The following is a 19,224-nucleotide window of genomic DNA, read 5'->3' on the forward strand; positions in this document are numbered from 1 at the left end:
CGCCGGGCAGGACGCCGCCGGCTCACTCGCCGACGGCGTCCTTGTTCCGGTCCCGGTCCTTGTCGCGACTCGGCTGGACCCGCTTGGGCTCGCCCGGCATCTTCGGGTACTCAGGCGGGTAGGGCAGGTCCTCCAGGCCGTTCGCCTCGTCCCGGGCTGCCAGGTCCAGGGCTGCGTCGAGCGAGCAGTCCAGGGCCGGGTCACGGTCGGCGCGCAGCGCGGCGAACAGGTCGCCCCGCTCGGCGAACCGTGCCGGCGCGGACAGCACGTCGAAGTCGTCGGGATGCACGTCGGGCACCTCGTCCCAGTCCAGCGGCATCGACACCGTGGCCCGCCCGTTCGCCCGGATCGACCACGCCGACGCGATGGTGCGGTCCCGCGCCATCTGGTTGTAGTCCACGAAGATCGCCTCGCCGCGCTCCTCCTTCCACCACCGCGTGGTGACCCGGCCCGGCAGACGCCGCTCCAGCTCCCGCCCGATCGCGATCGTGGCCCGCCGCGCCTCCGTGAAGGTCCATCGCGGCTCCAGCGGCACGAACACGTGCAGCCCCCGGCCGCCGGACGTCTTGGGATACCCCGTCAGGTCCAGCTCGCCCAGCAGCTCCCGCAGGTGCGGCGCCACCGCGGCGGCGTCGGAGAAGTCCGTGCCCGGCTGCGGGTCCAGGTCGATACGCAGCTGGTCCACCGCCTCGACGTCGTCCCGTCGCACCGGCCACGGGTGGAACGTCAGCGTGCCCATGTTCGCCGCCCAGGCCACCACGGCCGGCTCGGTGGGGCACACCTCGTCCGCCGTCCGGCCCGACGGGAACGCGATGGTGGCGGTCTCCACGTAGCCCGGCGCGCCCCGCGGGATGCGCTTCTGGTAGAAGCCGTCGCCCTTCGGGTCGTCCGGCTTGGGCATGCGTGTGGCGAGGTGCGCGCCCTCGTGCCAGCCCTTGGGCCAGCGCTCCAGCGTGGTGGGGCGGTGCAGCAGCGCGCCGGTGATCCCGTCGGCCACGGCCACGAAGTACTCCACGACCTGGAGCTTGGTGATGTCACGGGGGAAGACGACGCGGTCCGGGCTCGTCACGCGCACGGTACGGCCCGCGACGTCGAGCTCCACAGCGGGTGTCTTGGATCCGGCCATGGACCGAACCTAGCCCGCCAGCAGCGCTCGCGCCGCAGAAAGCGCCCGGTGCGCCGCGGGCCGGCCCACCACGCGGGCGCGCCGGTCCAACGCCCGGGTCACCGCCAGCAGGTCCACCCCGCCGCGCGCGAGAGCGACCAGCACGGGCACGGCCGCCTCCGGCGGCGCGGTGCACGCGACGTCGACGGCGGTACGCTCCGGCCCGGTGACGGGCACTCCCGCCAGATGTTCGGTGTCGCGCCCGAGGCCCGGCGCCCGCCGCGTGAGCCGCCCTGGGCGCGGGACCGGCCGGTGGGTGTCGGGGGAGTAGGCCAGCTCCAGCGGCACTCCCGCCGGCCAGGCCGGTGCGTCGCGCCCGCCGCACAGGCCCGTGTGCACCCACGCGGCCGTCGCGGCCGCCAGCACGCACCGGGCGGGCACCTCGTGCGCCAGCGCCAGGGCGCGGTGCTCCGGGCCGACCACAGCACCGACCGCTACCGCCGCGCCGTCGTGCAGCTCCACCAGCGCCCCCGCACGCCGCAGGTCCCACCAGGCCACCGGGCCGCCGACGTGCTCCGGGGTGACGACGAGGGCCGGCGCCGTCGGCCCGGGGTCGAGGAGCGCGGCGAGGGACGGGAACGGCACCTGCAGAACCTATGCGCAACGGGCCCGGTCGCGCAGCGCGCGACCGGGCCCGTTGTGGACAACCCGTCCCGGGTCAGCCCCGGGAGTCCTCGGCGGCCTTGACGACCTGCTCCAGCCACGAGCGGCGAGCCGCCACGGCGGCCTCCAGCTCCGAGACCTTGCGCTTGTCACCCTTGGTCTGAGCCTCCGCGAGGTCCGCCTCGAGACCCGCGATCGCGGACTCGAGCTGCGCCGCCGCACCCTCGGCACGCGCCCGCGTCTCCGGGTTGGTGCGCTTCCACTGCGCCTGGTCGGCGTCGCGGATCGCGGTCTCCACCGCACGCAGCCGAGCCTCGATGCGCTGGATGTCGCCGCGCGGAACCTTGCCGGCCTCCTCCCAGCGCTCCTGCACGCTGCGCAGGCCCGCCTTGGCCTTGTTCAGGTCCTTGACCGGGAGCAGCGCCTCCGCCTCCTCCAGCAGGACCTCCTTGACCTTCAGGTTCTCGCCGTACTCCGCGTCGATCACCGCGTTCTCGGCGTCCCGCGCCTGGAAGAACCGGTCCTGCGCCGCCCGGAACCGGGCCCACAGCGCGTCGTCGTCCTTGCGGGACGCCCGCCCGGCCGCCTTCCAGCGCGTCATGAGGTCGCGGTAGGCACCCGCGGTGTAGCCCCAGTCGGTGCTGTCCGACAGTGCCTCCGCCTCGGACACCAGCTTCTCCTTCTCGACCTTGGCCGCGCTGTTGCGCTGCTCCAGGTCGGCGAAGAAGTGCCGGCGCTCGCGGTCGAACGCGGTGCGGGCGTGGCTGAACCGCTTCCAGAGGGACTCCTCCGTGGGGCGGTCGATGCGCGGCCCGGAACGCTGGGCGTCCTTCCACCGGTCCAGCAGGGCGCGCAGCTCCTCGCCCGCCGGGCGCCACTGCATCTTGCTCGGGTCGGTCCCCGCGATCTTCTCGGCGGCCTCCACGATCGCGGTGCGGGACGCGACGGCCTCGGCCTTGGCGGCCGACCGTGCCTGCTCCAGGGCGGCACGCCGCTCCGCGGCGCGGCCCCGCAGGGTCTCCACCCGGGCCCGCAGGCCGTCCAGGTCGCCGACGGCGGCCGGCTCGGCCGTCTCCTCGCTCAGCTTCTGCAGCGTCTGGTCGATCTCGCGCACCGACAGGTCGGCGCTCTCCAGCCGGGCCTCGAACAGCCCGACCTTGGCGCTCAGGTCGAGGTAGCGCCGCACGTACAGGGCGAGCGCCTCCTCGGTCGTGACGCCGGGGAACTGGCCCACGACACGCTCGCCGGCGGCGTCGTGCACGTAGACGTTGCCCTCGTCGTCGACACGGCCGAACTTCTCCGCCTCGGCGTGCGCGACGGCGTCCGCGGCGGCGGGCACCACCGGCGCGACCGGTGCCGCGGGTGCGGACTGGGCCACGGGGGCCGACGGCGCACCCGGCTTGGGGGCACGCGGACGGGCGAGCGCGGCCGGCGACGGGATCGCCGACGGCTTCGGGGTGGCGGGCTTCGGCGCGGGGGTCGCGGCCGGGGCCTCGGCAGCGGGGGTCTCCTCGGCGGGAGCCTGCTCGGCGAGGGCTTCCTCGGCGGGGGGCTCGGCCTCGGCTGCCGGAGTCTCGGCCTCGGCCGGGGTCTCCTCCGTCGTCGCCTCGGCAGTCGCAGGCTCCTCGGCCGTCGCCTCGGGCTCCGCCGGAGCATCGGGCTCCGCCTGAGCCTCGGCCTCGGCGGCGGGAGCGTCCTCGGCGGGAGTCGCGGCCACGGCGGCCTCGGCCTCGGCGGCCTCGGCGACCGGGGCCTCCTCGGCCGGAGCCTCGGCGGCGGGCGCCTCCTCGGCCGGAGCGTCCTTGGCGGGCGCGTCCTTGGCGGGCGCGTCCTTGGCGGGCGCGTCCTTGGCGGGCGCGTCCTCGGCGGGCGCCTCGGGCTCGGCCACGGGAGCTTCCTCGGTGACCTGATCCGTCGCGGGCGCCTCGTCGGTCGCCTCCACGGCAGCCTCCGGTGCGTCGGCCTCGACGGCCGCCTCGGGCGCCTCAGCCGGTGACTCGGCTGCGGTCGGAGTCTCGGCCACGGGCTCGACGGGCGCGTCCTGCTGGACGGGCTCGGTCGAGCGAGAAGTGGGTTCGCTCACTGGGTCTCAACTCCTTCGATGGTGACCGGGTTGGCAGGTGGACCGTCTGGTGCACCTTCTGCCACGCCCGCGTCAGCGACTGCTTGGACAAAGTCCAGGCCGGATGTGATCGTGCCGAAGACCGTGTACCCGCCGGCGGAGTCGGAGGGGATGGTCGATTCCTCGTAGACGAGGAAGAACTGGGAGCCCATGGAGTTGGCGTCGTCGCCGCGTCGCGCCATCGCGACGGTGCCCGCCGGGTAGACGTCGTCGTCCGGGGCGTTCTCGACGGGGCCGAAGTAGTAGCCCGGGCTGCCGGAGCCGGTGAAGGTCGGGTCGCCGCACTGGAGCACGAAGATGCCCTGCGTGGTCAGGCGGTGGCAGCCGGTCCCGTCGAAGTACCCGCCCTGGGCGAGCGTGACGAAGCTGGCGACGGCCTGCGGTGCGGCGGCGCCGTCGAGCTCGAGCACGATGTCGGCGGTCGTGTCGCCGGAGCAGGCCTGCAGCGTGACGGTCCAGGCACGGTCCTCGGCGACCGCGGGGTCGGCGAGCTCGTAGGTGTCCCGAGCCTCCTCGACGGCAGCCGGGCAGGCGCCGGCCTCGGGCGCGGCGTTGTTGTTGATCAGCGCGGCGACCACGAAGGCGCCCACGAGTGCGAGCACGGTGAACAGCGCGACCAGGGTCCACAGGCGCTGCTTGTGCGCGCGCTTGGCCGCCTGCCGCTGCGCCCGCTTCTCGGCCTGCCTGGCCTGCTGCGTGCGCTGCCGCTGCTTGGTGGAAGCCACCGCGTTCCCTTCTCCGTGCTCTCTTGTGCTCGCCCCGACCCGGGCGCGGTCCTGCGGGGACCGGTTCACCTGATGGATCCGGGGCGAATCACCCCGTGCGGGGACAGTGTAGGCATCGGATGCCAGGTCATACTGTCTGAGCCGCGCCCGCGAGGGGTGAACAAGCGTCCACATGGGTCGGACCGACCGGTTAGCGTGGGTTTCGTGGAGCTTCGAATCGTGGTCGCGCCGGTCTTCGGGACCAACTGCTGCGTGGTGTCCGCCGGTACCGACTGCGTCGTGGTGGACGCCGGAGCGGGCGTCGCGGACGCCGTCGTGCGGCTGGTCGACGACGCGGGCCTGACCCCGCGTGCCGTCCTGGCCACCCACGGACACGCCGACCACACGTGGGACGCCGGGGCGCTGTGCGCGCGGTACGGGATCCCCATGCGGCTGCACGAGGCCGACGCCTACCGGCTGGACGAGCCGTTCGCCACCCTCAGCCCCGCGCTGGAGTCCGCGCTCGGCCTGCACCGCGACGACTACCGCGCGCCGGAGGTCGTCGAGCCGTTCGCGACCCCGGGCGGGTCGACGACGCTCACGTTCGGCGCGGTCACGCTCCACGCCCTGCACGCGCCCGGCCACACGGAGGGCTCCACGCTCTACCGGCTCGACGACGAGGTGGTGCTGTCCGGCGACGTCCTGTTCGCAGGCTCCATCGGGCGCACCGACCTGCACGGCGGTTCGGACCGGGTGATGGGCGAGACCCTGCGCGACGTGGTGCGCGTGCTCGACCCGGGGCTCGCCGTCGTCCCGGGCCACGGCCCTGCTACCACGGTGGCGCAGGAGCTGGGGACCAACCCGTTCCTCGCCGCGGGCCGCGGGTGAGGGCCTACGTCGACGCGGGCGCGGGCATGGCCGAGGACGGCTGGTCCGCCGCCTGGACGTTCGACCTGGAGCACTGGGGCGTCTGCGGCCAGGGACCCGACGACGACGCTGCGCTGACCGACCTTGCCGAGCGGTGCGGGCTCGACGGCGGCGCGCTCGACGTCGTCGAACGTGTGGATCGCGCCGCGAGCGGCGACGAGACGGTGTTCGAGCGGGACACGCTGCCGGCGTCCGAGGCGGAGCGCGCGGCGACGCTCGCGGTCCTCGGCCGGGCACGGTCGCGCACCCTCGCTCTGGTGCGATCCGCACCGCGCAGCGTGCTGGACCACCGCGACCCCGGCCGGCGGCTGCCCGCCTACGCGTCATGGCACACGGTGGAGCAGCTCGCGTTCCACATCGCGGATACCGAGTCGCGCTACTACCTGCCGCTGCTGGGGCTGTCCGCGCGGGAGCGGGCGGACGACGTGGTGACCGAGCTCGAGGAGTCCGGGGCGCATGTGCGACGCGCGGTCGAGGCGCTGGCGCCGGGTCTGGCCACGACCTGGCCCGAGCACGGGAGCTGGACCAGCGTGAAGGTGCTGCGCCGCCTGGCGTGGCACGAGCGTGGTGAGCTCGACGTGCTCGCCCGGCTGGTCGACCAGGCTGTGGAAAACCCGGGCTGACACCTCGCCGCTCGTGGGAAGATCTGAGGCATGGCAAAGCCCACTCCTCTCTCCGGTTTCCCCGAATGGCTCCCTGACGGTCGCATCGTCGAGCAGCACGTCCTCGACACTCTGCGCCACACCTTCGAGCTGCACGGGTTCGCCGGGATCGAGACGCGGGCCGTCGAGCCGCTGGACCAGCTGCTGCGCAAGGGCGAGACGTCCAAGGAGGTCTACGTCCTCTCCCGCCTCCAGGAGGAGGACGGTGCCGCGCGCTCCGGCTCCGAGAAGCAGCTCGGCCTGCACTTCGACCTGACCGTCCCGTTCGCGCGCTACGTGCTCGAGAACGCCGGGCGCATCGCGTTCCCGTTCCGTCGCTACCAGATCCAGAAGGTGTGGCGCGGTGAGCGCCCGCAGGACGGCCGGTTCCGCGAGTTCGTCCAGGCCGACATAGACATCGTCGGCGCGGGCGAGCTGCCGTACCACTTCGAGGTCGAGGCGCCGCTGGTCATGGCCGAGGCGCTCGGCGCCCTGGGCGAGATCGGCCTGCCGCCCGTGCGCATCCTGGTGAACAACCGCCGGGTCGCCGAGGGCTTCTACCGCGGTGTCGGCCTCGAGGACGTCGAGGGTGTGCTGCGGCAGATCGACAAGCTCGACAAGATCGGCCCCGAGAAGGTGTCCGAGCTGCTCGTCACCGAGTGCGGCGCCACCGACGACCAGGCCAAGGCATGCCTGGCGCTCGCGTCCATCTCGGGGTCGGACGTCGCCGTGATCGACGAGGTGCGTGCGCTGGCCGAGTCCTACGGTGCGGTCACGGAGCTGCTGGAGACCGGCCTGGCGGAGCTCGGTGCGCTGATCGCCGCGGCGGCGCAGCGTGCGCCGGGGGTGGTCGTGGCGGACCTGAAGATCGCGCGCGGCCTCGACTACTACACGGGCTCGGTGTACGAGACGGTGCTGGTCGGCCACGAGCAGCTCGGGTCGGTCTGCTCCGGCGGCCGGTACGACACGCTCGCCTCCGACGGCAAGAACACCTACCCCGGTGTGGGCCTGTCGATCGGCGTCTCGCGGCTGGTCTCCCGGCTGCTGTCGGCCGACCTGGTGGAGGCGACGCGCTCGGTGCCGTCCGCAGTGCTGGTCGCGGTGGCGTCCGAGGAGGAGCGTGCGACGTCCGACGCCGTGGCCGCCGCGCTGCGTGCGCGGGACATCCCGGTCGAGGTGGCGCCCAGCGCCGCGAAGTTCGGCAAGCAGATCAAGTACGCCGACCGGCGCGGCATCCCGTTCGTCTGGTTCCCCGGGTCCACGGGGGAGGACGGCGCGGTGGGTGCCGACCAGGTCAAGGACATCCGCTCCGGCGACCAGGTCGACGCCGACGCCGCGTCGTGGATGCCGTCGGACGAGGACCGCTGGCCCCGGGTCGTGCCGCGCGGGTGAACCTCAGGGGTGAACTGGCACCTGTTGTCCGGTATGCCCGAAGCCGCGCGCTCGCGGTCGGCTAGCCTCGCGTCGGGTCGATGAGACTCCGTACGTAACGACGCCGCCTGGCCGAACCCCGGCCTGCCGGCGGGTCGAGGAGACAGTCGATGACGGGTTCGGGACGCTTCGGTGACGAGGTCGTCGGCGAGCGCTGGGAACAGTCGCTCGTCGGGGTGACCGGCGCGCCCCAGGAACCGGTGAGACGCCGTCGCGACCGGGCTGCCGTGAAGGCGGCCTGGACGCGACGGGTCAGGCGCTCGCGTCGTGTCGCCGAGAGGATCATCGCCGCCGACGGGCTGAGCGCCGCTGACGAGCTCAGCGCCGCCGGCCGGGTCGGTGCCGCCGGCTGGGGCCGCGGCGCCGAGCCCGTCGGCGGGTTCCGCGCAGTTCCCGCGCCCCGCGGCGTCGAGACGCACCGTGTCGGACCGGTGCCGCGCGGTGGCCCGGACGACAACCGGCTGTACCCTCGCCGTCCCGTCCGGCGCCGGATCCGGGTGCCGGCCGTCGTGCTGGCCACGGCGCTCGCGGGATCCACGGCGATCCTCGCGTTCTCACCGGTCGAGGCCGACCATGTCGCGCTCGTCTGCCCGGCGGGGGCGTCCGTGGCCTGGGTCGACCGGTACCGCGACGTCCTCGGCCTGCGGCTGCCGGACCCCGGGGGCCACCTCGCGGTCGAGGCTCCTTCCGGGTCGGACGTCGCGGTGACGTTCACCGACGGCGACGGTGCCACCTACCCGACCGTGCGCGCCGCCGTCCCCGACGCCGGACCGCTCGCCGTCGAGCCGCCGCGCGCGTTGGCCGCGTCCGAGCGTGGGGAGTGGAGCGTATCGGTCGTGGTGTCGGGTGATGCCGCGTCGGGCGAGGTTGTCTCGGCGGGGTGCGCCGCGCCGCTGCCCTGACCGCGCCCAGTGCCCTGACCCCGTGGACAACTTGACGTCCCGTCGAACGAGTGTTCGAATCGACTCATGCGTTGGCAAGGGCAGGCGATCTCGAACGATGACGACGGCGCGCTGCCCGGGCTCGAACTCCCCGCGCTGCGTGGCGCCGGGCTGGTGCGCACCGTCCGGTCGCCCGAGTTCGCGGGCGTGACCTTCCACGAGGTGCTGGCAAAGAGCGCTCTGTCGAAGGTTCCCGCGGCCTCCCAGATGCCGTTCCGCTGGACGGTGAACCCGTACCGCGGATGCAGTCATGCCTGTTATTACTGCTTTGCCCGAAATACCCACGAATATCTTGACCTCGACGCCGGCCACGACTTCGACTCCCAGGTGGTCGTCAAGGTCAACGCCGACCAGGTGCTGCGCGCCGAGCTCGCCAAGCAGTCCTGGTCGCACGAGCCGGTCGCGCTCGGCACCAACACCGACCCCTACCAGCGGGCCGAGGGGCGCTACCGGCTCATGCCCGGCGTCATCTCGGCGCTCGCGGACTCCGGCACGCCGTTCTCGATCCTGACCAAGGGCACGCTGCTGCGGCGCGACCTGCCGCTGATCACCGAGGCCGCGCAGCGGGTCGACGTCGGGCTCGGCGTCTCGCTCGCGTTCGCCGACACGCCCCAGGGCAAGGAGCTGCAGCAGGCCATCGAGCCCGGTACCCCGACGCCGAAGGCCCGGCTCGACCTGATCCGCGCCATCCGGGCGGCGGGCCTGCAGTGCGGGGTCATGGTCGCGCCGGTGCTGCCCTGGCTGACCGACTCCCTCGCGCACCTCGAACGGCTGCTCGACAACCTGGTCGACGCCGGCGCGACCGGCGTCACCGTGCTGCCGCTGCACCTGCGGCCCGGTGCCCGCGAGTGGTACCTCGGCTGGCTCGAACGCTCGCACCCGCACCTCGTCGAGGGCTACGGCCGCGTCTACGCGCGCGGCGCGTACGCGCACAAGGGCTACCGGGACTGGCTCTGGGAACGTGTGCGCCCCCTGATCCGCGAGCGCGGGCTCGGCGGTGCCGCGATGCACCGGGTCGGCGACGACCGGCACGCGGAGGGCGACTACCCGCGCGGCGCGTTCACCGGGGTACGGGCCGACGGTGTCGGCGCGGCCTCCCTGACCGCGGACGTCGGCGGCGAGACCCTGTTCTGATGGAGCCACCGCGTCCGCGTGTCGACCCGCGCCTGCCCGGGTACGTCCTGGAGCCGCTCGCGGGCGGCTGGTCGGGGGAGACCTTCCTCGCGACCGGCTCCGAAGCCCCGGGGGACCGTGTCGTGGCGCGGTACTTCGCCGACGGCCGGCACGCCCCGGGCACGGCCCGGATCCAGGCGGCTCTGCTGGACCGGGTTCGCGGCCTGGTCCCGGTCCCGGCGGTCCGCCAGGTGTCCGACGCCGACGACGGCCTGCCCGGGCTGCTCGTCACCGAACTGCTGCCGGGGGAGCGCGGCGACCTGGTGCTCGCGCGGCTGGTCGCCCGCAACCCGGCGCCGGACCGCGACGACGGCCTGCGGTCCCTGGGCCGCGCGCTCGGCCGGGTCGCGGGAACCCTCGCCGCCACGCCGTTGCCGCGGTCCGGGATGTTCGCCGACGCGGGCCTGCGGATCGAGCCGTTCGACTTCCGGCTGCCCGACTGGGTCGACACCCACGCGCCTCGGCTGGTCGACGGCGGCTGGACCGACGGCGAGGTCACGGGCCTGCGGGCGGTCGCCGAACGTGCGGTCGCCGGCCTGGACGGCGCCGCGCCCTGTCTGGTGCACAGCGACCTGAACCCCAAGAACGTGCTCGTGGACCCGGCGACGCTCCAGGTCACCGGCGTGCTCGACTGGGAGTTCGCGCACGCCGGGCATCCGGCCACCGACCTGGGCAACCTGCTGCGCTTCGACCGGGAGCAGGCGTACGTCGAGGGCGTCCTGGAGGGCTGGTTCACCGGCTCGGGTGTGAATTCCGGCGGCGGCGTGGACCGGGGCGTCGGCGAGCCCGACCGACGTCGGGCAACCGACCTTGCGCGCGTCGCCGACCTGGTCGCCCTGATCGACCTCGCGGCCCGCGCGGAGGCCAACCCGGTGGTGCGCCAGGCACGCGCGCACCTGCGCGCGATCGCGCGGACCGGCGACGTCAACGCGGCGCCCTGACCGGCGTGCCGAACAGCCCCGGGACCTAGGGTGTCGGCATGGCCGAACTCGCCCCGTACACGATCACGCCCGGCACGCTGGCGCGGCTGGCACAGCCCACGCTGCCCCTCGGCGGCGGCGAGGTGCTGCGGCCCTGGAACGGCACCGACGCGCCGGCCCTCCAGGACGCGTACGCCGACCCGGGCATCCAGCGTTGGCACGTGCGCCGGATCGACTCGCCCGACGAGGCGCTCGGGATGATCGTGAACTGGCAGCACGCGTGGGCGCAGGAGCGCCGCCTGGAGTGGGCGGTCGCCGGCGCGGACGGGTCGCTGCTGGGACGGCTCGCGCTCAAGGACCTCGAGCTGTTCGACGGCGTCGCCGAGATCGCCTACTGGACCGTCCCTGCTGCCCGCGGCCGGGGTGTGGCGCCGCGGGCCGTCACGGCGGCGAGCGCCTGGGCGTTCGACGCCGGGTTCCGGCGGCTGGAGCTGGAGCACTCGACGCTCAACCAGGCCTCCTGCCGCGTCGCGGTGAAGGCCGGGTTCGCCCTGGAGGGCACCCGCCGTGGCGCCGCGCGCCACGCGGACGGCCACCATGACATGCACGTCCACGCCCGGCTGGACGACGGTGCGGGCGCTCTCCCCTTTGAGGCCTAAGTTTCTTCGCTTTGCGGCCACGCAAAGCGAAGAAACTTAGGCCTCAAAGGGGAGTTCGGCCGCGGGCGTCAAGGCCCGGACCTCCCCCTCAGAAGGGAGAGCGCCCGCAGGCGTCAGGCCCGCACTTCCTCCAGGTACTCCGCGATGCGGCCGATCGCCTCGGTGAGCACGTCGACGTCGGGCAGCGTGACCAGGCGGAAGTGGTCGGGCTCGGGCCAGTTGAAGCCTGTCCCGTGCGTCACCAGGATCTTCTTGGCGCGCAGCAGGCCGATCACGAACGCCTCGTCGTCCTTGATCGGGTACATCTCGGGGTCGAGCCGCGGGAAGCAGTACAGGGCGCCGCGCGGCCGCACCGACGTGACGCCCGGGATCTCGTTGAGCAGCTTGTCCGCCAGCATCGACTGCTCGTAGAACCGGCCGCCGGGCTGCACCAGGTGGTCGATCGACTGGTAGCCGCCGAGCGCCGTCTGGATGGCGTGCTGCGCCGGCACGTTGGCGCACATGCGCATGTTGGAGACGAGGGTCAGGCCCTCGATGAAGTCGGTCGCGCGGTGCTTGGGGCCGGAGATCATGGCCCAGCCCGACCGGTAGCCGCAGATCCGGTACGCCTTGGACAGGCCGCTGAACGTGATGCACAGGACGTCGTCGGCGGCGAACGTGGCGGTGTGGTGGTGCGTGGCGCCGTCGAACAGGATCTTCTCGTAGATCTCGTCGCTCAGGAGCACCAGGTCGTGCTTGCGCGCCAGCTCCGCCAGGCCCTTGACCGTCGACTCGCTGTACACCGCCCCGGTCGGGTTGTTCGGGTTGATGATCACGAGCGCCTTCGTGGCGGGTGTGATGCGCGACTCGATGTCCGCCAGGTCCGGGTTCCACTCGTTGGACTCGTCGCACCGGTAGTGCACCGGCGTGCCGCCCTGCAGGCTCACGGCCCCGGTCCACAGCGGGTAGTCCGGCGCGGGCACCAGCACCTCGTCGCCGTCGTCGACGAGCGCCTGCAGCACCATGCTGATCATCTCGGAGACGCCGTTGCCGATGAAGACGTCGTCCACGTGCGTGTCGATGCCGTGCGACTGGTAGTACTGCGCCACCGCCGTGCGCGCCGAGTAGATGCCCCGGCTGTCGCTGTAACCCTGGGCCTCGGGCAGGTGGTGGATCATGTCCGCGAGGATCGCGTCCGGTGCCTCGAACCCGAACGGCGCCGGGTTGCCGATGTTCAGCTTGAGGATCTGGTGACCCTCGGCCTCCAGCCGGTACGCCTCCTCCAGGATCGGACCACGGACGTCGTACCGGACGGACTTCAGCTTGCGGCTCTGCCTGATCTCTCGCACCCGCTCATGGTCGCAGGTCCGGTGGTGTGCCTCGTCACCCGTCCGCGAGACGCGCCGGGAACCCGCCCGTCGCCACCGGACCCCAGCGCTCGATCGTGATCCGGACCAGCGACTTGCCCTGCTCCACCATCGCCGCGCGGTACTCGTCCCAGTCCGGGTGCTCCTTGCCGGCCGCCGCCCGGAAGTAGGCCACCAGAGGCTCCACCGACTCCGGGACGTCCAGCACCTCGGCGGTGCCGTCGACCTGCACCCACGCCTCGCCGAAGTCCCCGCCGAGCGCCATGAACGACGCCGCCGGCCGCTTCCTCAGGTTCCGTACCTTGGCCCGCTCGGGGTAGGTCGAGACGACGACCCGGCCCTCCGGGTCCACCCCGTACGTCACCGGGCTGAGCTGCGGGGCGCCGTCGGCCCTCGTGGTCACGAGGATCCCGTTGCGGCGCGAGCGGAGGAACTCCAGCAGCTCGTCCCGGGACACGGTCGTGTTGGTCGCGATAGTCCTGGCCATGGGCGTCAGGCTATCCCCGGGCCCGGCTCGTCCGTGCCTCAGGCGGGCCGCAGGCAGAAGGGGTGCCCGGCAGGGCTGGCATAGACCCTGCCGCTCGGCGGCGCGCCGGGGTCGATGTCGCTGGTGGGCCGCAGTCGACGGGCCCCCGCCGCGAGGGCTTCCCTGTCAGCCGTTGCCAGGTCGTCCGTCGTGAGGTCGACGTGCATCTGCTGCGGGTTCCCGTCCGGCCAGCCCGGCGGGACGAGTCCCGGGACCAGCTGGACCACGAACACCGGGAACCCGTCCGCCCGGACGAAGTGATGGGTCGGGGTCCGGGTGACCGAACCGCCCAGGAGCTGCTGCCAGAACGCGCTCTCGAGGTCCAGGTCGGGGGCGTCGAAGCTCACCGCGCCGAGGTTGATGCTCATGTTGTCTCCGTCTCGTGTCTCTAGTCTGCCCGTGACCGTCGGCAGCCTGCTCGTGACCCACCTCGTCATACGGCGGGGATGATGCCGCCGTCGACGCGGAACTGGGCTCCCGTGAGCCACTTGGCCCGGTCGGACGCCAGGAAGGCGATCATCTCCGCGACGTCCTCGGGGTCGCCGGGCCGGCCCATCGGCATGCCGAGGTGGTCGACGATCTGCTGCTGCACCTCGCCGAGGGTGACGCCCTGCCGGTCGGCCATCTGCTGGTGGTGGGCACGAGCACCCTCCGTGACCACGAAGCCTGGCAGGACGCACACCACACGGACCCCGTGCTCGCCCACCTCGGTCGCCAGCTCGCGGCTGTAGGCGTTGAGCGCCGCCTTGGCCGCCGCATAGGGGGCCTCGTCGCGTTGCGGCAGCCGGCTCGCGATCGACGAGACGTGCACGACGACGCCCGAGCCGCGCTCGACCATCCCAGGAACCAGCGCCCGATCGAGTCGTACCGCCGCGAGCAGGTTCATCTCGAGATCCGAGCGCCAGGACTCGTCGGACCGCTGGAGGGTCGGCGTCGGGGTGGTCGCGGCGCCGGCGTTGTCGACCAGGACGTCGACGCCGCCGACGGCGTCGATCACCCGGCGGCCGAGCTCGGCGACGCCCTGCTCGGTGGCGAGGTCCGCGGGGAAGTGGGTGACGGGCAGACCGTCGGGGGGCGCGCTGCGTGCGGCGGTGAGCACCGTCGCACCGGCCGCGGCGAACCTCTGGGCGGTCGCTCTGCCGAGGCCCCGGCTGCCGCCGGTGACCAGTACGCGCAAGCCTTCGAACCCTTCGGCCGGGACGGGCACGGGGGTCTCCCTCCAGTAAGATGAACCTGATTCCGGAAACAGTACACCTAACATGAACCCGATTCATCTTACGGAGGTCGAGATGCCCTCGTCACGCCCGCTGCGCTCCGACGCGCGACGCAACCGGGAGGCGGTCCTGGCCTCGGCGCGGGATGCCTTCCTCGCCGGGGAGTCGGACATCCGCGTCGAGGAGATCGCCCGCCGGGCAGGCGTGGCGGTCGGGACGATCTACCGACACTTCGACACGCGGGAGGCGCTCGTCGAGGAGGTCTACCGCCACGAGGTCGACGAGCTGTGCGCCGCACCCGCGGCACTGCTCGACGAGCACGCCCCCGACGAGGCCCTGCGGCGGTTCCTGCTGCTGCTCGTCGAGCACGCGGCCGTAGGCAAGGGGATGGCCGTCGCGCTGGAGGCCATCATGGCGACCGACTCGCCCGTGTTCGGCGACGCCCGCGCGCAGATGGCCCAGGCGCTCGACCTTCTCCTCGCCGCGGGCGCTGCCGGCGGCACCGTCCGCGGCGACGTGAACGGACGGACCCTCCTGCGCGCCCTGGGCGGGGTCTGCGGGATGCGCGCCACCGACGGCTGGCAGGACGAAGCCGTGCGCATCACAGGGCTCCTCTTCGACGGCCTGAGGTTCGGCGCAGCGGACGCAGCCCCGACCGCCGTCACGCACTAGACTCGCTGCGCGCCCTGCGGCGCCCACCCACCGCCGTCCCGCCCGTCAGGGTGCCCGGCGGGGGCAACTCGTCTTCCGTCATGAAAGGACCTCTCCGTGCTCCGCACCCACACGGCCGGCTCACTGCGGGCCGAGCACATCGGCCAGACCGTCACCCTCACGGGCTGGGTCGACCGCCGCCGTGATCACGGAGGAGTGGCGTTCATCGACCTGCGCGACGCGTCCGGCATCGCCCAGGTCGTCATCCGCGACGAGGAGATCGCCCACCCGCTGCGCGCCGAGTTCGTGCTGCAGGTCACCGGCGAGGTCGGCCGCAGGCCCGAGGGAAACGCCAACCCCAACCTCGCCACCGGCGAGATCGAGGTGGTCGCCACCGAGGTCGTCACCCTGAACGAGTCGGCCCCGCTGCCGTTCCAGGTCTCGACGGCGCTCGCGGACACCGAGGTGATCGGCGAGGAGGCGCGTCTCAAGCACCGCTACCTCGACCTGCGCCGCCCGGCCCCCGCCCACGCGCTGCGCCTGCGCGCCAAGGCCAACCAGGCCGCGCGCCGCGTGCTCGACGAGCAGGACTTCGTCGAGATCGAGACGCCGACCCTGACCCGGTCCACGCCCGAGGGCGCCCGCGACTTCCTGGTCCCGGCCCGCCTGGCGCCCGGCTCCTGGTACGCCCTGCCGCAGTCGCCGCAGCTGTTCAAGCAGCTCCTCATGGTCGGCGGCATGGAGCGCTACTACCAGATCGCCCGCTGCTACCGCGACGAGGACTTCCGCGCGGACCGTCAGCCGGAGTTCACGCAGCTCGACGTCGAGATGAGCTTCGTGGACCAGGAGGACGTGATCGCCCTCGGCGAGAAGATCCTCCAGGCCCTGTGGGCGCTGGTCGACGTCGAGATCCCGACGCCCATCCAGCGCATCACGTTCCACGAGGCCATGCGCCTGTACGGCACGGACAAGCCGGACCTGCGCTTCGAGAACCCGATCGTCGAGCTCACCTCCTACTTCGCGAACACCCCGTTCCGCGTGTTCCAGGCCGAGTACGTCGGCGCCGTCGTCATGGCCGGCGGGGCGGCCCAGCCGCGCCGCCAGTTCGACGCCTGGCAGGAGTGGGCCAAGCAGCGCGGCGCCCGCGGCCTCGCGTACGTGACCTTCACGGAGGAGGGCGAGCTCGGCGGCCCCGTCGCCAAGAACCTGTCCGACGACGAGCGCGCGGGCCTCGCGGCCGCGACCGGCGCCCAGCCGGGCGACGCCGTGTTCTTCGCCGCCGGCAAGACGTCGGAGGCGCGGGCCCTGCTCGGCGCGGCCCGCCTGGAGATCGCGCACAAGACCGGCGCCATCGACGAGAACGCCTGGTCCTTCGTCTGGGTCGTCGACGCGCCCTTGTTCAAGCCGGCCGGCGAGGACGACGACGTCGACCTCGGCTCGTCCGCCTGGACCGCCGTGCACCACGCGTTCACGTCGCCCACGCCCGAGTGGATCGACTCGTTCGAGAAGGAGCCGGGCGAGGCCCTGGCCTACGCCTACGACATCGTCTGCAACGGCAACGAGATCGGCGGCGGCTCGATCCGTATCCACCGCCGTGACGTGCAGGAGCGCGTCTTCGAGGTGATGGGCATCGGCCACGAGGAGGCGCAGGAGAAGTTCGGCTTCCTCCTCGACGCCTTCGCCTTCGGCGCCCCGCCGCACGGCGGCATCGCGTTCGGCTGGGACCGCATCGTGTCGTTGCTGACCAGGTCGGCCTCGATCCGCGACGTCATCGCGTTCCCGAAGTCGGGCGGCGGGTTCGACCCGCTGACGGCGGCCCCGGCGCCGATCACGCCGGAGCAGCGCAAGGAGGCCGGCGTGGACTTCACGCCCGAGGCCGCGCCCGTGGCGGCCCCCACCGCGTGACGCGCCTGGACGGTCACGGGCTCGACCACGTCTTCCACCGGGTGCGCGCCGACCTCCTCGACGTCACACGCGCCTGGACGGACAGCAGCGGCCGTGCCGACACGGGCGCGGCCGCCGTCCTGGAGCTGGCGGACCCGACAGGGGAGCGGCCCGGCCGGTGGCTGAACGCCGTCGGGCGGCCCGCTCGGCTGGCGCGTCTCCTGGCCACCGTGGAGCCCGAGGCCGACGTCGTGGCCGCGACCGTCACGCGCGGCACCGGGGCCCTGGCCGGCGAGGTGCTGGCCGGCTGGGGCCTCGGTCCCGCCACCACCTGGGACCGCATGGTCACCGAGGTGGCCCCGCCCGTGCCCGACGACGGCGCGCCCGTCGTGGAGCTGCTCGACCTCGACCGGGACGTGGACGAGATCGAGGCGGTGCTCACGGAGGCGAACCCGGACACGCACGCGGGTGCGCGCGGCCCCCGGGCTCGCGCGGCCCGCTGGTACGGCGTGCGGGAGCCGGCAGCCGGCGACGTCGGCGGCGGTGCGCTCGTCGCCGTCGGCTCGGCGACCCCGGTCCCGGCCGGCGCGGCGCACCTCGGTGCCATCGGCACGCTGCCCGCGTACCGCGGCCGTGGCTACGGCGGCGCACTGACGGCGCGGATGACGGCGGACGGCGTGGCCGAGCACGGCCTGGTCACGCTCGGCCTGTACGACGACAACGACGGCGCACGGCGCATGTACGAACGGCTCGGCTTCGCGGTGGCGCACGAGGTGGAGACCTGGCGGCCGAGCTGACGCCCGGCGTTCCCGCGCAGGTCGGAGCCAACCCTGGTTAGGTGGAGTGTGGGGCACCGGACCCGGCGTCCCCCAGGACCCTGATCTGGAAGGGAAGGCAGCCTCATGACCGAGAACGAGGGCGGTACGCCGCGCGATCCCCAGCCGGAGACGCCGCCTACGCAGCCGTTGCCCGGGTCGTCCTCGCCGCAGGTCCCCGAGGGCTCACCCACCCAGCCGCTCCCCGGCCAGCCGTACGGCTCCGAGCAGCAGCCCACGCCGCAGCAGCCCGACCAGCAACAGCCGGGCTCCCGGCAGCCCGGACCGCAGGACCCGGGCTCCCCGCGGCACCCCGGTCCCGACCCGAACGCGCCGTACGCCCAGCACGGGCAGCACAGCGCCCCGACGCCGTACGGCGAGCCCGGCGGCCCGGCGACCGCACCCCAGTACGGGTACTCCCAGACGCCGCCCAAGAACGACCTGGGCGTGTGGGCCCTGGTCACGGGGATCCTCAGCTACGTGTTCTGCCCGCTGCTGCTCGGGATCGCGGCGATCATCACGGGCACCATGAGCCGCAGGGCCGCCGACGAGGGCCTCGCGAACAACCGCGGGATGGGTACCGCGGGCCTGATCCTGGGCTGGATCAACGTCGCGCTGGTGGTGGTCGGCATCATCTTCTTCGTCATCGCGCTGGCGGTCGGCCTGTTCGCCGGCGGCATCAACTGGGACCAGATGCGCGACCCCAACGACTGGAGCTACTGACCAGGAAGTCGTTCGGACCGGGGTAGGGCTCCCCGTGCGGTTTTCCTGCCGCGCGGGGGGTCCTACCTGTAGGTTTGGCACCTCCGGGCCGGACAGGCCCCGGTACCGAGCAACCAGAGAGGCAGCACGATGACCCAGCCTGACGGGGGCCAGTCTCCTTACGACCCGCCGCAGCAGCCGCAGCAGCCCGAGCAGAGCCAGCCGGGCGCGGTTCCGGGCCAGCCTGCCCCGTACGAGCAGCAGCCGTACCAGCAGTCGCCGTACCCGCAGCAGGGGGACGCGCAGGCGCCCGTATACGCGCAGGGCGGCCAGCCCGGCTACGGCGCTCCGCTGCCGAAGAACAGCCTGGGCGTCTGGTCGCTCGTGCTGGGCATCCTCTCGGTGCTGGGCTGCGGCCTGCTCACCGGTATCGCTGCCATCATCACGGGTGTCAAGAGCCGCCAGGCGCAGCGCGAGGGCCTCGCCAACAACGGTGGCATGGGCCTTGCGGGCCTCATCCTCGGCTGGATCGGCACCGTGCTGGTGACCCTCGGCATCATCGCGTACATTGCGTTCTTCGCCTTCGTGGTCTCCACGCCGGAGTTCCAGGACGGATTCGAGCAGGAGCTCCAGAACAGCTACGAGCAGGAGCTCGGCGACAGCGGCGCGACCATGGACCCGGAGCTCCAAGAGCTCATGGACGAGCTCGAGAACAGCTGAGTCCGCATCCCGGCAGTCGGTCAGCCCGTCGCGACCCGAGGTGAGATCACCCGGGTCGTGGCGGGCTGACTCGTCCCCAC

20 protein-coding genes are annotated in these 19,224 nt (G+C 73.2%); 12 read left to right on the forward strand and 8 right to left on the reverse strand.

Going from position 1 to position 19,224, the window contains the following annotated elements; translation table 11 throughout:
- Positions 1-22: 22 nt before the first annotated feature.
- The 4 genes from ACH47X_RS16835 to ACH47X_RS16850 form a co-directional block, all read right to left on the reverse strand.
- Positions 23-1,126, reverse strand: coding sequence for a DNA polymerase domain-containing protein (locus tag ACH47X_RS16835; RefSeq protein WP_397405712.1), 1,104 nt, complete (start codon positions 1,124-1,126; stop codon positions 23-25).
- 9 nt (positions 1,127-1,135) lie between these two features.
- Positions 1,136-1,750: a hypothetical protein gene (locus ACH47X_RS16840; RefSeq protein WP_397405713.1), complete on the reverse strand. Its 615-nt coding sequence runs from the start codon at positions 1,748-1,750 to the stop codon at positions 1,136-1,138.
- A 73-nt stretch (positions 1,751-1,823) separates the two neighbouring features.
- Positions 1,824-3,851 (reverse strand): DUF349 domain-containing protein, encoded by a 2,028-nt coding sequence (locus ACH47X_RS16845; protein ID WP_397405714.1) that lies wholly within the window; start codon positions 3,849-3,851, stop codon positions 1,824-1,826.
- Positions 3,848-4,615, reverse strand: coding sequence for a peptidylprolyl isomerase (locus ACH47X_RS16850; RefSeq protein ID WP_397405715.1), 768 nt, complete (start codon positions 4,613-4,615; stop codon positions 3,848-3,850). Before ACH47X_RS16850 ends, ACH47X_RS16845 begins: the two co-directional genes overlap by 4 nt.
- Before the next feature lie 204 nt (positions 4,616-4,819).
- Here ACH47X_RS16850 and ACH47X_RS16855 point away from each other — a divergent pair, with 204 nt between their 5' ends.
- The 7 genes from ACH47X_RS16855 (at position 4,820) to ACH47X_RS16885 (ending at position 11,286) form a co-directional block, all read left to right on the forward strand.
- On the forward strand, positions 4,820-5,482 hold the full coding sequence (locus ACH47X_RS16855; protein ID WP_397405716.1) for an MBL fold metallo-hydrolase: 663 nt from the start codon (positions 4,820-4,822) through the stop codon (positions 5,480-5,482).
- A complete protein-coding gene (locus ACH47X_RS16860; RefSeq protein WP_397405717.1) occupies positions 5,479-6,144 on the forward strand; it encodes a hypothetical protein in 666 nt (221 codons plus the stop codon). Before ACH47X_RS16855 ends, ACH47X_RS16860 begins: the two co-directional genes overlap by 4 nt.
- A gap of 30 nt (positions 6,145-6,174) precedes the next feature.
- Positions 6,175-7,554 (forward strand): histidine--tRNA ligase, encoded by a 1,380-nt coding sequence (gene hisS / locus ACH47X_RS16865; protein WP_397405718.1) that lies wholly within the window; start codon positions 6,175-6,177, stop codon positions 7,552-7,554.
- Positions 7,555-7,703: 149 nt separating this feature from the next.
- A complete protein-coding gene (locus ACH47X_RS16870; protein ID WP_397405719.1) occupies positions 7,704-8,495 on the forward strand; it encodes a hypothetical protein in 792 nt (263 codons plus the stop codon).
- A 66-nt stretch (positions 8,496-8,561) separates the two neighbouring features.
- Positions 8,562-9,668 carry an Rv2578c family radical SAM protein gene (locus tag ACH47X_RS16875; protein WP_397405720.1) on the forward strand — a complete coding sequence of 369 codons (1,107 nt, stop codon included), beginning with the start codon at positions 8,562-8,564 and terminating at the stop codon, positions 9,666-9,668.
- Positions 9,668-10,648: a phosphotransferase family protein gene (locus ACH47X_RS16880; RefSeq protein WP_397405721.1), complete on the forward strand. Its 981-nt coding sequence runs from the start codon at positions 9,668-9,670 to the stop codon at positions 10,646-10,648. The genes ACH47X_RS16875 and ACH47X_RS16880 overlap by 1 nt, the downstream gene beginning before the upstream one ends.
- A gap of 38 nt (positions 10,649-10,686) precedes the next feature.
- The gene (locus ACH47X_RS16885; RefSeq protein ID WP_397405722.1) at positions 10,687-11,286 is read left to right on the forward strand and encodes a GNAT family N-acetyltransferase; all 600 of its coding nucleotides are present in this window, start codon (positions 10,687-10,689) and stop codon (positions 11,284-11,286) included.
- A 113-nt stretch (positions 11,287-11,399) separates the two neighbouring features.
- Here ACH47X_RS16885 and ACH47X_RS16890 read toward each other — a convergent pair whose 3' ends face one another.
- The 4 genes from ACH47X_RS16890 to ACH47X_RS16905 form a co-directional block, all read right to left on the reverse strand.
- On the reverse strand, positions 11,400-12,614 hold the full coding sequence (locus tag ACH47X_RS16890; RefSeq protein WP_036963083.1) for a pyridoxal phosphate-dependent aminotransferase: 1,215 nt from the start codon (positions 12,612-12,614) through the stop codon (positions 11,400-11,402).
- 34 nt (positions 12,615-12,648) lie between these two features.
- On the reverse strand, positions 12,649-13,119 hold the full coding sequence (locus ACH47X_RS16895; RefSeq protein WP_397405723.1) for a PPOX class F420-dependent oxidoreductase: 471 nt from the start codon (positions 13,117-13,119) through the stop codon (positions 12,649-12,651).
- A 38-nt stretch (positions 13,120-13,157) separates the two neighbouring features.
- Positions 13,158-13,526, reverse strand: coding sequence for a VOC family protein (locus ACH47X_RS16900; RefSeq protein ID WP_397405724.1), 369 nt, complete (start codon positions 13,524-13,526; stop codon positions 13,158-13,160).
- A gap of 65 nt (positions 13,527-13,591) precedes the next feature.
- Complete coding sequence (locus ACH47X_RS16905) at positions 13,592-14,419, reverse strand: oxidoreductase (RefSeq protein ID WP_397405725.1); 828 nt, start codon at positions 14,417-14,419, stop codon at positions 13,592-13,594.
- Between the two features lie 28 nt (positions 14,420-14,447).
- Between ACH47X_RS16905 and ACH47X_RS16910 the strand changes: the two genes are divergently transcribed.
- The 5 genes from ACH47X_RS16910 to ACH47X_RS16930 all read left to right on the forward strand — a co-directional run bounded on the left by ACH47X_RS16910 (position 14,448) and on the right by ACH47X_RS16930 (position 19,144).
- Positions 14,448-15,044: a TetR/AcrR family transcriptional regulator gene (locus ACH47X_RS16910; RefSeq protein WP_397405726.1), complete on the forward strand. Its 597-nt coding sequence runs from the start codon at positions 14,448-14,450 to the stop codon at positions 15,042-15,044.
- Positions 15,045-15,140: 96 nt separating this feature from the next.
- The gene (aspS, locus tag ACH47X_RS16915; protein WP_036963075.1) at positions 15,141-16,928 is read left to right on the forward strand and encodes an aspartate--tRNA ligase; all 1,788 of its coding nucleotides are present in this window, start codon (positions 15,141-15,143) and stop codon (positions 16,926-16,928) included.
- Positions 16,925-17,704 carry a GNAT family N-acetyltransferase gene (locus ACH47X_RS16920; protein ID WP_397405727.1) on the forward strand — a complete coding sequence of 260 codons (780 nt, stop codon included), beginning with the start codon at positions 16,925-16,927 and terminating at the stop codon, positions 17,702-17,704. Before aspS ends, ACH47X_RS16920 begins: the two co-directional genes overlap by 4 nt.
- A 105-nt stretch (positions 17,705-17,809) precedes the next feature.
- Positions 17,810-18,445: a DUF4190 domain-containing protein gene (locus tag ACH47X_RS16925; RefSeq protein WP_397405728.1), complete on the forward strand. Its 636-nt coding sequence runs from the start codon at positions 17,810-17,812 to the stop codon at positions 18,443-18,445.
- A gap of 129 nt (positions 18,446-18,574) precedes the next feature.
- On the forward strand, positions 18,575-19,144 hold the full coding sequence (locus tag ACH47X_RS16930) for a DUF4190 domain-containing protein (protein WP_397405729.1): 570 nt from the start codon (positions 18,575-18,577) through the stop codon (positions 19,142-19,144).
- The last annotated feature ends 80 nt before the right edge of the window (positions 19,145-19,224 follow it).

Origin of the sequence: Promicromonospora kroppenstedtii, from assembly GCF_044389675.1 — a bacterium.
GTDB classification, from domain to species: Bacteria; Actinomycetota; Actinomycetes; order Actinomycetales; family Cellulomonadaceae; genus Promicromonospora; species Promicromonospora kroppenstedtii.

Coding starts and splice junctions, on each gene's coding strand:
- ACH47X_RS16835 (WP_397405712.1), bottom strand. CDS start 1,126: ATGGCCGGATCCAAGACACCCGCTGTGGAGCTCGACGTCGCGGGCCGT.
- hisS (WP_397405718.1), top strand. CDS start 6,175: ATGGCAAAGCCCACTCCTCTCTCCGGTTTCCCCGAATGGCTCCCTGAC.
- ACH47X_RS16870 (WP_397405719.1), top strand. CDS start 7,704: ATGACGGGTTCGGGACGCTTCGGTGACGAGGTCGTCGGCGAGCGCTGG.
- ACH47X_RS16875 (WP_397405720.1), top strand. CDS start 8,562: ATGCGTTGGCAAGGGCAGGCGATCTCGAACGATGACGACGGCGCGCTG.
- ACH47X_RS16880 (WP_397405721.1), top strand. CDS start 9,668: ATGGAGCCACCGCGTCCGCGTGTCGACCCGCGCCTGCCCGGGTACGTC.
- ACH47X_RS16885 (WP_397405722.1), top strand. CDS start 10,687: ATGGCCGAACTCGCCCCGTACACGATCACGCCCGGCACGCTGGCGCGG.
- ACH47X_RS16895 (WP_397405723.1), bottom strand. CDS start 13,119: ATGGCCAGGACTATCGCGACCAACACGACCGTGTCCCGGGACGAGCTG.
- ACH47X_RS16900 (WP_397405724.1), bottom strand. CDS start 13,526: ATGAGCATCAACCTCGGCGCGGTGAGCTTCGACGCCCCCGACCTGGAC.
- ACH47X_RS16905 (WP_397405725.1), bottom strand. CDS start 14,419: ATGTTAGGTGTACTGTTTCCGGAATCAGGTTCATCTTACTGGAGGGAG.
- ACH47X_RS16910 (WP_397405726.1), top strand. CDS start 14,448: ATGCCCTCGTCACGCCCGCTGCGCTCCGACGCGCGACGCAACCGGGAG.
- ACH47X_RS16925 (WP_397405728.1), top strand. CDS start 17,810: ATGACCGAGAACGAGGGCGGTACGCCGCGCGATCCCCAGCCGGAGACG.
- ACH47X_RS16930 (WP_397405729.1), top strand. CDS start 18,575: ATGACCCAGCCTGACGGGGGCCAGTCTCCTTACGACCCGCCGCAGCAG.